At 37.7% G+C, this 13,385-nt stretch carries 14 protein-coding genes; 7 read left to right on the top strand and 7 right to left on the bottom strand.

What is annotated here, in order from left to right:
* Positions 1-8 precede the first annotated feature (8 nt).
* Together AKK44_RS09150 and AKK44_RS09365 are read left to right on the top strand one after the other, a co-directional pair.
* Positions 9-188, top strand: coding sequence for a hypothetical protein (locus tag AKK44_RS09150; RefSeq protein WP_201777498.1), 180 nt, complete (start codon positions 9-11; stop codon positions 186-188).
* Between the two features lie 29 nt (positions 189-217).
* Entirely contained in the window at positions 218-295 is a 78-nt protein-coding gene (locus AKK44_RS09365; RefSeq protein WP_408022487.1) for a ribosomal protein L7/L12, read from the top strand.
* A 228-nt stretch (positions 296-523) separates the two neighbouring features.
* Here AKK44_RS09365 and guaA read toward each other — a convergent pair whose 3' ends face one another.
* Positions 524-2,086: a glutamine-hydrolyzing GMP synthase gene (guaA, locus tag AKK44_RS00580; RefSeq protein WP_054278063.1), complete on the bottom strand. Its 1,563-nt coding sequence runs from the start codon at positions 2,084-2,086 to the stop codon at positions 524-526.
* A gap of 221 nt (positions 2,087-2,307) precedes the next feature.
* Here guaA and AKK44_RS00585 point away from each other — a divergent pair, with 221 nt between their 5' ends.
* The 3 genes from AKK44_RS00585 to ffh all read left to right on the top strand — a co-directional run bounded on the left by AKK44_RS00585 (position 2,308) and on the right by ffh (position 4,985).
* Positions 2,308-3,006, top strand: a complete 699-nt coding sequence (locus AKK44_RS00585) for a GntR family transcriptional regulator (protein ID WP_037594528.1) — start codon at positions 2,308-2,310, stop codon at positions 3,004-3,006.
* A 68-nt stretch (positions 3,007-3,074) separates the two neighbouring features.
* Entirely contained in the window at positions 3,075-3,407 is a 333-nt protein-coding gene (locus AKK44_RS00590; RefSeq protein ID WP_235280206.1) for a putative DNA-binding protein, read from the top strand.
* Between the two features lie 15 nt (positions 3,408-3,422).
* The gene (gene ffh / locus AKK44_RS00595) at positions 3,423-4,985 is read left to right on the top strand and encodes a signal recognition particle protein (protein ID WP_054278064.1); all 1,563 of its coding nucleotides are present in this window, start codon (positions 3,423-3,425) and stop codon (positions 4,983-4,985) included.
* A gap of 72 nt (positions 4,986-5,057) precedes the next feature.
* Here the strand turns inward: ffh and AKK44_RS00600 are convergent, their stop codons facing one another.
* Complete coding sequence (locus tag AKK44_RS00600; RefSeq protein ID WP_054278065.1) at positions 5,058-5,750, bottom strand: LexA family transcriptional regulator; 693 nt, start codon at positions 5,748-5,750, stop codon at positions 5,058-5,060.
* A gap of 303 nt (positions 5,751-6,053) precedes the next feature.
* Between AKK44_RS00600 and xerS the strand changes: the two genes are divergently transcribed.
* Entirely contained in the window at positions 6,054-7,124 is a 1,071-nt protein-coding gene (gene xerS / locus AKK44_RS00605; protein ID WP_054278066.1) for a tyrosine recombinase XerS, read from the top strand.
* Between the two features lie 72 nt (positions 7,125-7,196).
* Positions 7,197-7,634, top strand: a complete 438-nt coding sequence (locus AKK44_RS00610; protein WP_054278067.1) for a NusG domain II-containing protein — start codon at positions 7,197-7,199, stop codon at positions 7,632-7,634.
* A gap of 44 nt (positions 7,635-7,678) precedes the next feature.
* On the opposite strand, the gene AKK44_RS00615 is transcribed toward AKK44_RS00610, so the two are convergent.
* From AKK44_RS00615 to AKK44_RS00635, 5 genes are all read right to left on the bottom strand, one after another.
* A complete protein-coding gene (locus AKK44_RS00615) occupies positions 7,679-8,632 on the bottom strand; it encodes a 1,4-dihydroxy-2-naphthoate polyprenyltransferase (RefSeq protein WP_054278068.1) in 954 nt (317 codons plus the stop codon).
* Entirely contained in the window at positions 8,622-9,674 is a 1,053-nt protein-coding gene (locus AKK44_RS00620) for an FAD:protein FMN transferase (protein WP_054278069.1), read from the bottom strand. The genes AKK44_RS00615 and AKK44_RS00620 overlap by 11 nt, the downstream gene beginning before the upstream one ends.
* A gap of 63 nt (positions 9,675-9,737) precedes the next feature.
* Positions 9,738-10,250 (bottom strand): FMN-binding protein, encoded by a 513-nt coding sequence (locus AKK44_RS00625; protein WP_054278070.1) that lies wholly within the window; start codon positions 10,248-10,250, stop codon positions 9,738-9,740.
* 75 nt (positions 10,251-10,325) lie between these two features.
* Positions 10,326-11,324 carry a polyprenyl synthetase family protein gene (locus AKK44_RS00630; RefSeq protein ID WP_054278071.1) on the bottom strand — a complete coding sequence of 333 codons (999 nt, stop codon included), beginning with the start codon at positions 11,322-11,324 and terminating at the stop codon, positions 10,326-10,328.
* Positions 11,325-11,403: 79 nt separating this feature from the next.
* Positions 11,404-13,287, bottom strand: a complete 1,884-nt coding sequence (locus AKK44_RS00635) for an NAD(P)/FAD-dependent oxidoreductase (protein ID WP_054278072.1) — start codon at positions 13,285-13,287, stop codon at positions 11,404-11,406.
* Between the last annotated feature and the right edge of the window lie 98 nt (positions 13,288-13,385).

The raw sequence follows: 13,385 nt of genomic DNA on the forward strand, positions 1-13,385 counted from the left end.
GGTAATATATGGATACGACATATCCTTTAATAGGGATGTTATTTGCAATTTTTCTTATAGGAACATTAAATGATGCAAAACAAAAAGAACAGATAAAAAAGATGCAAAATCAGATAGATGATTTATGTAAATTAATTGACATAAAGAACTTGTATCCACGTATTTATCTACGGAGGAAAAAGAGTTGATTTTGCATTTTAAAAATACCGGTAAAGATGTGAAAGCAATAAAAAAGATAAGGGAATTAACAGGGTTAGATCTTAAAGAAGCAAAAGAATATTTTGATAAAATTTAGACAGACCTCACTTTCAATCAAGAAAAGTTACACTTTTAACAGATGTAAATGGACAGATTGATGAGAAAAGTGAAAAATCACGTTATTAATTGATATAACAAAAAAGAAGTTCTGAAAAGAACTTCTTTTTTGTTAAACTCTGGAGACAATCCAAATATATTTATCTCATTTTATAGTAGTTAAAATGCTGTTAAATCAAGGGTTATTAGCCAAAGTTACTCTTATATATTATTCCCACTCAACTGTTGCAGGTGGTTTGCTGGTAATGTCATAAACAATACGGTTAACATGGTCAACTTCATTGACGATACGAACTGAGATTTTCTTAAGAACTTCCCAAGGTATTTGAGCAAAATCAGCAGTCATTCCATCGACAGAAGTGATCGCACGAATCGCAATGGTGTAATCATAGGTACGACCGTCTCCCATAACACCTACAGAACGCACGCCTGTATTGACAGTGAAATATTGCCAAACATCGCGATCTAAGCCTGCTTTAGCGATTTCCTCGCGAAGGATAGCATCAGACTCGCGGACGGTCTCTAATTTCTCTTCAGTGATAGCTCCCATGACACGGATAGCTAGTCCAGGTCCTGGGAAAGGCTGGCGCCAAACAATTTCCTCAGGCATGCCTAAAGCTAGGCCAAGTTCACGCACTTCGTCTTTAAAGAGAGTGTTGAGCGGTTCAATCAACTCAAATTGCATGTCCTCAGGTAATCCTCCCACGTTGTGGTGAGATTTGATTGTTTGTGCGGTGTCTGTGCCTGACTCAATGATATCTGTATAGAGAGTTCCTTGGGCAAGGAAATCTACTCCTTTAAGCTTACTTGCTTCGTCATCAAACACATAGACAAATTCATTACCAATGATTTTACGTTTTTTCTCAGGATCTTCAACATCAGCTAATAGGTCAAGGAAGCGTTTTGAAGCGTCCACTCGAATGATGTTAAGACCAAACTTACCACCGAGCATGCCCATAACCTGGTCACCCTCATTTTTACGGAGTAGACCATGATCAACGAAGATACAAGTTAGCTGGTCTCCGATAGCTTTTTGGAGCAAGACCCCAACAACTGATGAGTCCACTCCACCAGAAAGACCAAGAAGTACTTTTTTATCGCCGACTTGTTTTCTGATATTTTCTATCTGAAGGTCAATAAAATTATCCATTGACCAATCACCACGAGCCCCATAGATGTTAACAGCAAAGTTTTTCAAAATGTCATTGCCATAAATCGAATGCTTAACTTCTGGGTGGAATTGAATGCCGTATAAGCGTTTAGTTGTGTCTTCTATAGCTGCGTAAGGGCAATCAACAGAGTCACCAACCAAGTGGAAACCATCAGGAATTTCAGTAACTGCATCGCCATGGCTCATCAAAACCAATTGCTCATCAGGTGTGCCTGCAAACAAGTCTGATTGTTTGCGCAAGCGAAGGGTTGACTGTCCGTACTCACGGTTTCCTGCTTGACCAGCAGGAAGCACTTTACCTCCCAAGGTATGGGTAATTAACTGCATGCCGTAACAGATTCCTAGAATAGGAATTCCGAGGTCAAAGATTTCAGGATCAATCCCAAAAGCATTGTCTGCATATACAGAATTTGGTCCACCAGATAAAATAATACCAATTGGATTAATGGCACGTAGCTCCTGAGCGGTAATTTTATGGCTTTTTAGTTCAGAGAAGATTCCAAATTCTCGAATACGTCTAGCAATAAGTTGATTATATTGGCTACCATAGTCAAGAACGATAATCTTTTGAACATCATCCAAAATTGAAATTTCAGTCATTGTAATCCTTTCATTCTATACCAACCTTTTGGTTGATAGTTTTCAACTAATTGTAGCACATTTTCGGAAAATTAGCACAGCATTTTAGACCAAACAGGAGAAAAAGTAGTACTGAAAATAGCGTGTTGTTAATCCGAACTTGTAGGTCTTTTGTTGATCTGGTCTGTCTTTTTAGGGAAAATATGGTAGAATAAACTAATAATTGACTTGAGGAGTAAGGCATGCTACCAGCTTATATAAAAATTCACGATGCAATCAAAAAAGATATTGATGACGGTATTTGGGCCATTGGCAGTCGCCTCCCTAGTGAAAGAGACTTGGCTGACCATTTTGCTGTCAGTAGAATGACGCTTAGGCAAGCCATCACCTTGCTTGTCGAAGAAGGGCTATTAGAAAGACGTGTCGGAAGTGGCACCTATGTTGCTAGTCATCGTGTTCAGGAAAAGATGCGAGGGACAACCAGTTTCACAGAGATTGTTCACTCACAAGGAAGAGTTCCCTCGTCTAAGCTAATCTCCTACCAAAAACAAGTAGCGAGTGATACAGAAGCCAGAGAACTAAATCTTGATAAAACAGATTATGTCATACGCATGGAACGGATACGATATGCTGACAATATTCCTCTGGTCTACGAAACTGCCTCTATCCCAGAAAAACTAATCAAAACCATTGATCGAACAGACATCACGGAACATTTTTTTAACACGTTAACAGCTAGCGGTTACCATATTGGAAAAAGCAAACAAACCATTTATGCCAAAACAGCCAGTGAACGGGTCGCCTCTTATTTGGGAATTGCAAAAGGCCATGCCATTTTGGCCCTAACGCAAGTTTCTTATTTTACCGACGGTAAGCCATTTGAATATGTTCGTAGCCAATACGTTGGGGACCGCTTTGAATTTTATTTAGAAAATAACTGATGATTTGAAGGAATATTCCAGCGTTTTACTACTGTTAAAACAGCTTTAATTATGGTAAAATTAAGGTTATGGAAATTGAAAAAACGAATCGCATGAATGCTCTGTTTGAGTTTTATGCCGCACTATTAACAGATAAACAAATGAATTACATTGAGTTGTACTATGCTGATGATTATAGCTTGGCTGAGATTGCTGAAGAATTTGGTGTCAGTCGTCAAGCGGTCTACGATAATATTAAGCGAACAGAAAAAACACTTGAAGCTTACGAAATGAAATTACACATGTACTCAGATTACATTGTTCGTAGTGAAATTTTTGATGAAATCATAGCAAATTATCCCAATGATCAGTATTTGCAAGAAAAAATTTCCATTTTAACCAGTATTGATAATAGAGAGTAAGAGGAGTAACTATTTATGGCTTTTGAGAGCTTAACCCAACGCTTACAAGATGTGTTTAAGACCATTCGTGGTAAGAAAAAATTATCAGAATCTGATGTACAAGAAGTCACTAAAGAAATCCGTCTAGCCTTGCTAGAGGCGGACGTTGCTTTGCCAGTTGTTAAAACCTTTATTAAGCGTGTTCGCGAACGTGCTATCGGTCATGAAATTATCGAAACCCTTGACCCAACACAGCAAATTTTAAAAATTGTCAATGAAGAGCTGACCGACATTTTAGGTGCTGAAACAGCTGAGATTGAAAAATCACCTAAGATTCCTACGATTATCATGATGGTAGGTTTGCAAGGGGCTGGTAAAACAACGTTTGCAGGAAAACTTGCCAATAAATTAGTCAAAGAAGACAATGCTCGACCACTGATGATTGCAGCAGATATTTATCGTCCAGCAGCTATAGATCAGTTAAAAACACTTGGGCAACAAATTAACGTTCCTGTGTTTGAGATGGGAACAGACCACTCAGCTGTTGAGATTGTCAGACAAGGATTGGCGCAAGCACGTGACAATCGTAATGACTATGTCTTAATTGATACCGCAGGTCGTCTGCAAATTGACGAAGCCTTGATGGCAGAACTTCGTGATGTCAAAGCATTAGCACAACCTCATGAAATTCTCTTAGTTGTTGATAGCATGATTGGTCAAGAGGCAGCTAATGTAGCTCATGAGTTTAATCATCAGTTGAGCATTACAGGAGTTGTTTTAACCAAAATTGATGGTGATACGCGCGGAGGAGCTGCTCTATCAGTTAGTGAAATCACAGGTAAACCGATTAAGTTTACTGGTACAGGTGAAAAAATCACAGATATTGAGACCTTCCACCCAGACCGTATGTCTAGTCGTATCTTAGGAATGGGGGATCTTCTCACTCTCATTGAAAAAGCTAGTCAAGAATATGACGAAAAAAAATCATTAGAACTAGCTGAGAAGATGCGAGAAAACACCTTTGATTTCAATGATTTCATTGATCAGTTAGATCAGGTTCAAAATATGGGCCCTATGGAAGATCTTCTTAAAATGATTCCAGGGATGTCTGGTAATCCAGCCTTAGCTAATATCAAAGTTGATGAAAAAGAAATTGCTCGAAAACGAGCTATTGTGTCTTCCATGACACCTGCTGAACGTGAAAATCCTGAATTATTAAACCCAAGCCGTAGACGTCGTATTGCTGCAGGTTCAGGAAATAGTTTTGTGGAAGTAAACAAGTTTATTAAAGACTTTAATCAGGCAAAAGCAATGATGCAAGGGATGATGTCTGGTGACATGACCAAAATGATGAAACAAATGGGACTTAATCCCAATAACTTGCAAAAAAACATGCCTGCAGGTATGCCAGACATGTCTGCCTTAGAAGGTATGATGGGACAAGGTGGTCTTCCTAACATGCCTGACCTGGGAGCGGATATGGATATGAGCCAATTATTTGGTGGTGGTTTAAAAGGAAAAGTTGGTCAATTTGCGATGAAACAAGCCATGAAGCGCCAAGTAAATAAACTTAAGAAAGCAAAGAAAAAACGAAAATAAGCACAACAATTGCCTTGTCAGCTAGTTTTGACAAGGCAATTTTATATTCATTTATTTGAAAAGGTAAACGAATCAAATCTCTAATGGCATAAAGTTGGCAATAATCTTACCAATAATGCGAGGATTTTCTTCAAATGGGGCAAATTTATCAGAGTATGTTTTATTAAAAGACACTAGCCGTAGCCCGTTTTCCTCACGGTAAACTTTTTTAATGTAAGTCTGCCCATCCCACTCGACAGCATAAATAGCGCCGTCATAATCAAAATTAGTCTGTTTAATCAGAACCACTTCACCATTTAAGTAGGTCGGCTCCATCGAATCTCCAAAAACCCAAGAAGCAAAATCATAGTCTAATTGCTCATCGTGAAAAACCAAATCAAAATTACCATCTCCAAAATAAGAGTAACCAGTTCCAGCAGATAGACTTTCATAGACACGATAAGGGTATCGTTTTGGTTGTTTATTGGTTACAAGAGAAGTATTTGATTGTTCTAGGAGAAGCTCCTCAGCATAGCGAATGGTTTTTTCTCGGTTTAAAGTGGTCAATTGATGATAAGGAAGTAGTAGGCGATGATGTGGGTTAAAGTAATCTGCTGAGACATTAAATAACTTGAGTAACTGATCAAAGTGCTTTTGACTGGGATTATTTTGCCCATTTTCCCAGTGAGAGATAGTCATCTTATTAACCCCTAGCAAGGCGCCTAATTGGGCTTGGCTCATTTTTTGCGCCAAGCGTCTTTTTTTCAATTGTTTTCCAGCGAACATGTATTAGCTCCTAAATTTAGTAACGTTTTAACGTTACTAAATTATAACAAAAATCATCTGGTTATTCAAGTTATTATTTGGAGTTAACATGACCTCACAAATAAAATGAGTTGTTACTAGCAAATAGAAATCAAGAAGTTACAAATCATGTTGAGACAATAGTCAAAGAGTCTGCGAAAGCGTAAATGCTCCATTCGATAAGTCCTTCTTCACATCTTTCCGAAAAACTATAATTTTCTTGAAAGATGCACATCGCTATGGTATACTACTATTAAACAAAATCAATCGCTATCGAGGATAATTATGAGACGAGAATTACTATTAAAAAAAATTGAAAGCTATAAAAACATCATGCCCTGGTTTGTCTGTGATTATTACCAATCAAAATTATCAGTACCTTATAGTTTTACAACGCTTTATGAGTATCTAAAAGAGTACAAACGTTTTTTTGATTGGCTTATAGATGCTGATCTCACAACAGCTTCGTCCATTGCTAACATTGAGCTGACAACCTTGGAGAAACTGAGTAAAAAAGATATGGAGTCCTTTATTTTATATCTCAGGGAACGCCCATCTCTAAACACTTACTCCAATAAAGAGGGGGTTTCTCAGACAACAATTAATCGTACCCTGTCAGCCTTATCCAGTTTGTATAAATACCTGACAGAAGAGGTTGAAAATGAGGTGGGCGAGCCATATTTCTACCGAAATGTCATGAAAAAAGTAGCTACAAAAAAGAAAAAAGAAACCCTGGCATCTAGGGCAGAAAACATCAAGCAAAGGCTTTTTTTGGGGGACGAAACACTTGGTTTTTTAGACTATATTGAAAACAGCTATGTTGGAAAACTATCTAATCGTGCAAAAGTATCTTTTCAAAAAAATAAGGAAAGGGACTTAGCCATCATAGCCCTACTACTTGCTTCTGGGATACGTTTATCTGAGGCGGTTAACCTTGACCTTAAAGACGTCAATGTTAAGATGATGATGATTGAAGTAACTCGAAAAGGTGGCAAAAGAGATGCTGTGAATATTGCTTCTTTTGCTAAGCCTTATTTGGAGAACTATTTAGCGATTCGCAAAGAACGTTACAAGGCTGAAAAGCAAGATTTGGCTTTCTTTTTAACAGATTATCGAGGTCTTCCAAATCGAATAGATGCTTCCAGCATTGAAAAAATGGTCGCCAAATATTCAGAAGGCTTCAAGATTCGAGTGACCCCCCATAAATTACGTCACACCTTAGCAACTAGATTATACGACGCTTCTAAATCACAAGTCTTGGTTAGTCATCAATTAGGACACGCTTCTACCCAAGTCACGGATCTCTATACTCATATCGTTAATGATGAGCAAAAAAATGCTCTGGATAAGCTATAATATTTACATAAATATATTTACGTAAATATTATAGTGGTTTACAAATTAGAAAGAATTCATTAAAATAATACTGTGAAAACGACATTTAAAAAAATAATCTCTTATTTCAAACCTTATGACTACATCTTTCTTCTTCTTTCGATTGTTATCTCTTGCTTACCACTCATTATAACGTCCTACAAAGGTTCTAGCGTGACGGATGCTACTGTTGCGATTGTTAAAATCAACGGGAAAATTGTTGATCGCTTTTCATTACAGACAGATGGTCCCCATATCGAAAAAACTTATTACCCTCAAAAAGGGCATTATAATATCATAGAGGTTAAAGGTAATCAGATTAGAGTCAAAGAAGATAACAGCCCTGATCAAATTGCTGTTAAAACAGGATGGATTGATACCCCTGGTCAATTGTCTGTTTGTTTACCGCATCAATTGATCATTGAAATACAGGGAACCAATCGTCCTCAAAAATCTCCCAAACAAGAAGATGACCTGATTCTTCCATTATAAAACCCATCGTTGGATATGATATCCAGCAATGGGTTTTTCTATTTTTAATGATAAATAGCTAAAAAGCTCAGTAACAATAAGTACAGACCATTAAAGAGAATAAAGTTTTTTACAGACTCAAGAAAAGTACCTTCTTTTGTTTGTTGCTTCAGAAATGCTAATAGGCCTTTTAAGCTAATAGGATAAGCGATAAACAGGGCTAAAGTTGCTAAAGGTAACCAGCCTAGCATCACGTAGACAATAAGCATGCCCCAGGCGATGGTATGCAAGAAAGCATATAAATTCAGACTTGCTTTATTTCCAATATAGTGAACCAGGGTATAGCGCTTATTGAGAATATCTTGGGGGTAATCGCAAATGTTATTGGCTAGCATGATATTTGCGATCAGTGCCATCAAAGGAACTGACATGATAGCAATTTTGACAATTTCCAACAGTTTAGCTGTAATTAAAAAACTATCTCCACTCCACTGAGAATAAAGTAATCGTTGAGGATCTTGAACATAGACGGCTAAGAAAAAAATACCAAATCCCATAGTGATTCCTGAAAAAATCTCACCTAAAGGCAGTCTTGATAAGGGTAATGGACCAAAGGTGTAAAAAATACCAATTAAAAAGCAAATAATTCCAATCGGCAATAATAAGATATCAGTCTTAAAAACCAGAATTAGCGATATGAGTGATGAAAATATTAATAGGCCATAAATAATTTTTAGCATTGTCTGATAGTCTAGCTGGTATTTGCCAATGACATTACTTTGAGTTTGGTAGGTAGTGTCGTAAGCTTTAGCAAAGTCCATAGCATTATTAATGGCTGTGGTACACATGTCAAAGGATATAACAGCTATGACAAACAAAATGCTATTTGCGACGTTAAAATTGTGATAATGGAGCTGTGCCCAAACAAAACCAATCAGCATAGGAAATACACTAGCGACTTTTGTTTTAATATCAACAAATTCTAAAAAAATAGGGACAGTGATTGGATTATGTTTCATTGGTAATGTGATACTCCTTATGTGTTAAATGAAATGTGTTTTTTAGCCCATTACTCAGATGAACTCCCTTATTTTTATCAATAAAGACCGCTTCAACATGATCCATTTGATTGATATAAGCCAGTCCTTCTTCGATGCCTAGTGAAAAAACAGCCGTGGATAGAGCATCTCCTTCCAAAGACGTTCTGCTAAATACCGTTACCCCTGAAATATTATTATCGACAGGATAACCTGTTTTTGGGTCCATAATATGGTGGTATTTGATACCATCTACTTCGAGATAACGCTCGTAAATTCCCGAGGTTACGATAGATTGGTTTTTCAACCTGACGGTGCCGACCGTATCTCCTCTGACGTCATCAGGGTTTTGTACCCCAACATTCCATCCTTCTTTGTGGTTTGGTGATGTTCCAAGAACAACAACATTACCGCCAAGATTGATAATTGCCGTGTTAATCTTATTTTTCAAAAAGATTTGCTTTACCTCGTCGGCAATAAAACCTTTGGAAATCCCTCCCAACTCTAAGGTCATGCCTTTTTCAATCAAAACCGTTGATTTCTTTTTATCTAAATGAATTTTTCGGAAATCAATATGCGGCAATGCTTGTTGAATGCTTAAGTCATCAGGTCTTCGGGCTTCTTTGTCTCCGATACGCCATAGGTTAGTAATGGCTCCAATTGTGATATCGAACTTGCCATGGCTAGCTCTTGATATTTTTTGAGCTTCTTTGATGATTTTAAAGGTCCTTGGATCAACAGTTACTGCTTTTTTTCCAGCGCTTTTATTGATTCGATAGACGTCAGAACCTTTGAGATTTGTCGAGAGCAATTGTTCCATCTCTTTGATGTAGGAAATGGCTTGTTCCATAGTTTTTTCTTGATGTTTGTGGTAAATGCTTAGTTGCACAACGGTATGTAGTAACGATTCGCTACGAACCAGTGGTTGGTTGGTCACTTCAAGGGAAGTGTTCCGAGAGGTATGGTGACAACCGTACAAAACAAGACACAACATCGACACCAATAAATAGTTTAGGTATTTCATAAATGCTCCTTGATGTAAAATAGAGAGTTAAGCCAAACTCAACTCTCTATGATACCCACAGCTTTATTTTGGTAAATCAATTAAAATAGTCTCAGTTTGTCCTTTGCTGGCTGCTTTTAAGAGTGCCTTAGCAGATGCTTTGAAATTAGCAGAGGTGTGTGTGGCACCTGACACAACTTCGACATCATCAATAGTTTGTTTTTTAACCAATTGATCATTTAATTTTTCGGTTGCTTCTTTAGACGATGTACCTGATTTTGCCTTCATCTTTTTATTGTACTCGTCATCGTCAGCTTTATATTTTCCATCTTTGTTTTCGTAGTTAAAATCCGATGCTGTGATGAGTCCATCTGTCACAGTGATGGTATGAACAACTTTCCAACCATGCTTATCAAATTCTGATTCAGCCTTGTAGTTGCCATCTTTAAGGGTTACTTTTTCTTCAGTCGATTTAGAAACTTTTTCAGTTTTTGCTTCTGAAGAAGAGGATTTTTTATCATTAGCCTTGTTGCCACAAGCAGCAAGTGTTATGAGCGATGCTACTAACAGTGAACCTGTTAACATTTTCTTTTTCATCAAAAAGAACCTCCATTCTAAATTACAAAATTATTATATCACAAGCTAATAGACTTGTCTAATGCCTGAAAACCTTCATGATGTTTTGCCAATCAAGATGTTTTTAATAAAAGCCAGGAAAGGTTCAGGGTTTTTGACTGGCAAAAGATGGACGTTATGTTGAATTTTATCAATGTACTTTTCAAGTAAGGTTTCTGTTCTATGAAAACTGTTAAGACTTACTAAATGATCATAGAAAGCATCTAGCTCCCACTGCTCCCACTGCTTATTTTGCTTAGTACCTAGTAAGGTTCGAACCTCTGATGATTCTTGCATCGCAATAATCGTTGGGGCGGTATAAATGCCATTTTGGATGTCTTGCATACGAGGTTTTCCTGATTGTTTTTTAGGACTACGAAAGTCAATCAAATCATCAGACAGTTGAAAAGCCATGCCAAGATAAATACCGATACGACGTGCTGCTTGCAATTCTTTTTTAGAGAGCCTTGGATTCCAGGCGCCTAGCTGACAAGCCATGCCGAATAAAAAAGCCGTTTTACCCTTGATTTGTTTCAGGTAGCTTTTCATTGTCATAGATAGGTTGTTTTGATTCATTAACTGGGTTAATTCACCAACTAAGATGCGTTCAATCAATTGGTACTGCATCATGTCCATGCTTTTTGTATTTGCTGGCTCAAGGAGTCGATAGCCTTTGTTTGATAGTCTACCAGCATAGGCTAACAGGTAGTCGCCAGCATAGATGGCAATTTTATTGGTATGGGTTTTGTGAAAAGGCTCAAGCGTCCTTCTTAAATCCGCCTCATCAATAACATCATCATGAATCAAAGTTGCTAGGTGTAGCACTTCAATAGAAGCAGCCAGATATAGTTTGCCTTTCGAGATATGACCTTCTACTTCCTTTGCTAAGTAAAGGCAAAGCCCTGCTCTAAGGTATTTGCCAGGAGCATTAATATAGTCTATTATTTTTTGTTTGACATCGGGATGTATGGTGGATAGTTCAGACATCATGATTTTCTTGACAGCCAACAAAGCAGCATCAAGGTCATCGTGTCGTTTCCAAATAGCGTGTACCAAAAATATTTTCTCCTTTTTAGATAAAAAGAAGCTGCATATCGTAAATCATTAACTATTTACCATACACAGCGCTTGCTTTTTATGAGTCTCTTTTTTTCAGGTAAAGGTGTTTAGGCCTTCCATAAAGCCATTTATCCAATGTTCTACCCAGCCAAGGCATGATCCAATAATCTAACCCAAATGTTCGACCAGCACCAGACATCAAAGCGATAGCAACTGGGACAAACCATATATTAACCCAGAAAAACATGCCAGATAAGCTAAACATAACGACCATAGCCGCTGTAGCTGCGCTTACCAACCAAACAAAGGCACCTACAATAAGTGCTAGACCTATAGCAATTTCGATACAGGTCATCATTTTTTGCATAAACAGGGCAACATCTTGTGTTGGCATCAAAAACCTCATGATTGCTTCAAACCAATGGGGCATTTCCTTAAAGACCTGCATAGGCTCTTCGCCATAAGTATAACTTAAGCTAAATAGTTGTTTGGCAGCTTCATTTCCAGCTCCTGCAGCAGTCTCAGAAGCTCCAGAAGTAACCTCTGCTGTTTGATGTAACCAAGGGAATGGGAATACTACCTTGTCTCCAAACCATGATTCAGTGCCAAAAAGTCCAAATGCTTTTTTGACGCCTTCATATAACCATAATGTACCATAGAATAAACGTAAAGGCAATAACCATAAGCGATTTCCCTTACTTGATAAATTGCTGCCAAAGATATTTCTACCGTGTCTAATATCGAAAAATTCATGCTTAACGTAAGCACCAATATTGAAGAAGCTACGAATCGTAAAGAAATATAGGATATTTGTAAAATGCTTCACTAATATGGCTAAAAATCCAGAAAGATGAAACTTATTCATCAAAAAGGCGACACCATACTTAGCTCCAATGGACACAAGAAATCCATCATATTTCCCTTTGTAGCTGACTTTTTCAGTCTGGTTAATTGCAGCGGCAATATTTTGGGCTGCGACTTTTCCTGTTTGCTCAGCAGCTTGAACGATTTGAGGGGTCGGTTTTCCTCCTTGGGTACTGTCTTCATAATAAACAAGATCTCCCGCGACATAGACTCCTGGATGCTCTAAAGTTTCCATGTATTGATTAGCATTCAATCGTCCATTAGGTTTTTTAGCAATGTCAAAATCACTAGCATCACTATTTGCTTTTACCCCTGCTGTCCAAATAGAGGTATAGGTAGGAATTGTTTTACCTGAAGTGAGGTATAGACTATCTTTTTCAATTCGCTCAACCCCATCAGACAAGATTAATTCGACACCTTTTTTAGACAAATAGGCAGTGGTTTTGCTTTGCTCTTTTTCTGTTACCATGTTTAAGATGTTGTCAGAGGCTTCAACCACTTTTAATGAAAACTCATTCGGATTCAGCTTAAACTGTTTGGCTAAGATAGGAATCCAGTCTATGAGCTCACCAATCATTTCAATTCCAGTAAAACCTGCTCCTATAACTGTAAAGGTTAGCAGTGCTTTACGTTTTTTTGGGTCATGCTCTTTCATTGCTTGATAACAAGCGTCAAGGATATGGTCGTGCAATTTTTCAGCTGCTTCAATGGACCATAAAGTAAAGCCATTGTCCATAACGCCTGGGATTCCAAAGTCATTGGCCTCTGCCCCCATTGCAAGGATAAGGTAGTCAAAATCAAGGGTATTATTTTCAGCGATAACTTGATTTTTATCATAGTCAATAGAGATGACGGTATCTGTAACCAAGTCCACTTTTGGGTACTTCTTAAAAATCCGCTGCAAGTCATACTTGATTGCTTCAGGTTCAATTCGTCCAGCCGCTACTTCGTGTAGCTCTGTCATGTAAGTTTGAAATGAATTTTTATCTATAAGAGTGATGGTGACATCACTATGGCGCTTAAATGTTTTTGCTAAATACCTTGCGGAAGTGATTCCTGCGAAACCAGCTCCAACAATAACGATATTTTTGGTCATAAGTATCCTCCGTTAACGTTTTCAAAAATATTATATCATACTATCTAGTGACACTCAACATAACCAAGATTCAAAGGAATAGCATTGCCAGTATTGTG

The organism is Streptococcus phocae (assembly GCF_001302265.1).
GTDB classification, from domain to species: domain Bacteria; phylum Bacillota; class Bacilli; order Lactobacillales; family Streptococcaceae; genus Streptococcus; species Streptococcus phocae.

Coding starts and splice junctions, on each gene's coding strand:
- AKK44_RS00625 (WP_054278070.1), bottom strand. CDS start 10,250: ATGAAAAAGAAAATGTTAACAGGTTCACTGTTAGTAGCATCGCTCATA.
- AKK44_RS00635 (WP_054278072.1), bottom strand. CDS start 13,287: ATGACCAAAAATATCGTTATTGTTGGAGCTGGTTTCGCAGGAATCACT.
- AKK44_RS00615 (WP_054278068.1), bottom strand. CDS start 8,632: ATGAAACATAATCCAATCACTGTCCCTATTTTTTTAGAATTTGTTGAT.
- AKK44_RS00600 (WP_054278065.1), bottom strand. CDS start 5,750: ATGTTCGCTGGAAAACAATTGAAAAAAAGACGCTTGGCGCAAAAAATG.
- AKK44_RS00590 (WP_235280206.1), top strand. CDS start 3,075: ATGGAAATTGAAAAAACGAATCGCATGAATGCTCTGTTTGAGTTTTAT.
- guaA (WP_054278063.1), bottom strand. CDS start 2,086: ATGACTGAAATTTCAATTTTGGATGATGTTCAAAAGATTATCGTTCTT.
- AKK44_RS00620 (WP_054278069.1), bottom strand. CDS start 9,674: ATGAAATACCTAAACTATTTATTGGTGTCGATGTTGTGTCTTGTTTTG.
- AKK44_RS00585 (WP_037594528.1), top strand. CDS start 2,308: ATGCTACCAGCTTATATAAAAATTCACGATGCAATCAAAAAAGATATT.
- xerS (WP_054278066.1), top strand. CDS start 6,054: ATGAGACGAGAATTACTATTAAAAAAAATTGAAAGCTATAAAAACATC.
- ffh (WP_054278064.1), top strand. CDS start 3,423: ATGGCTTTTGAGAGCTTAACCCAACGCTTACAAGATGTGTTTAAGACC.
- AKK44_RS09150 (WP_201777498.1), top strand. CDS start 9: ATGGATACGACATATCCTTTAATAGGGATGTTATTTGCAATTTTTCTT.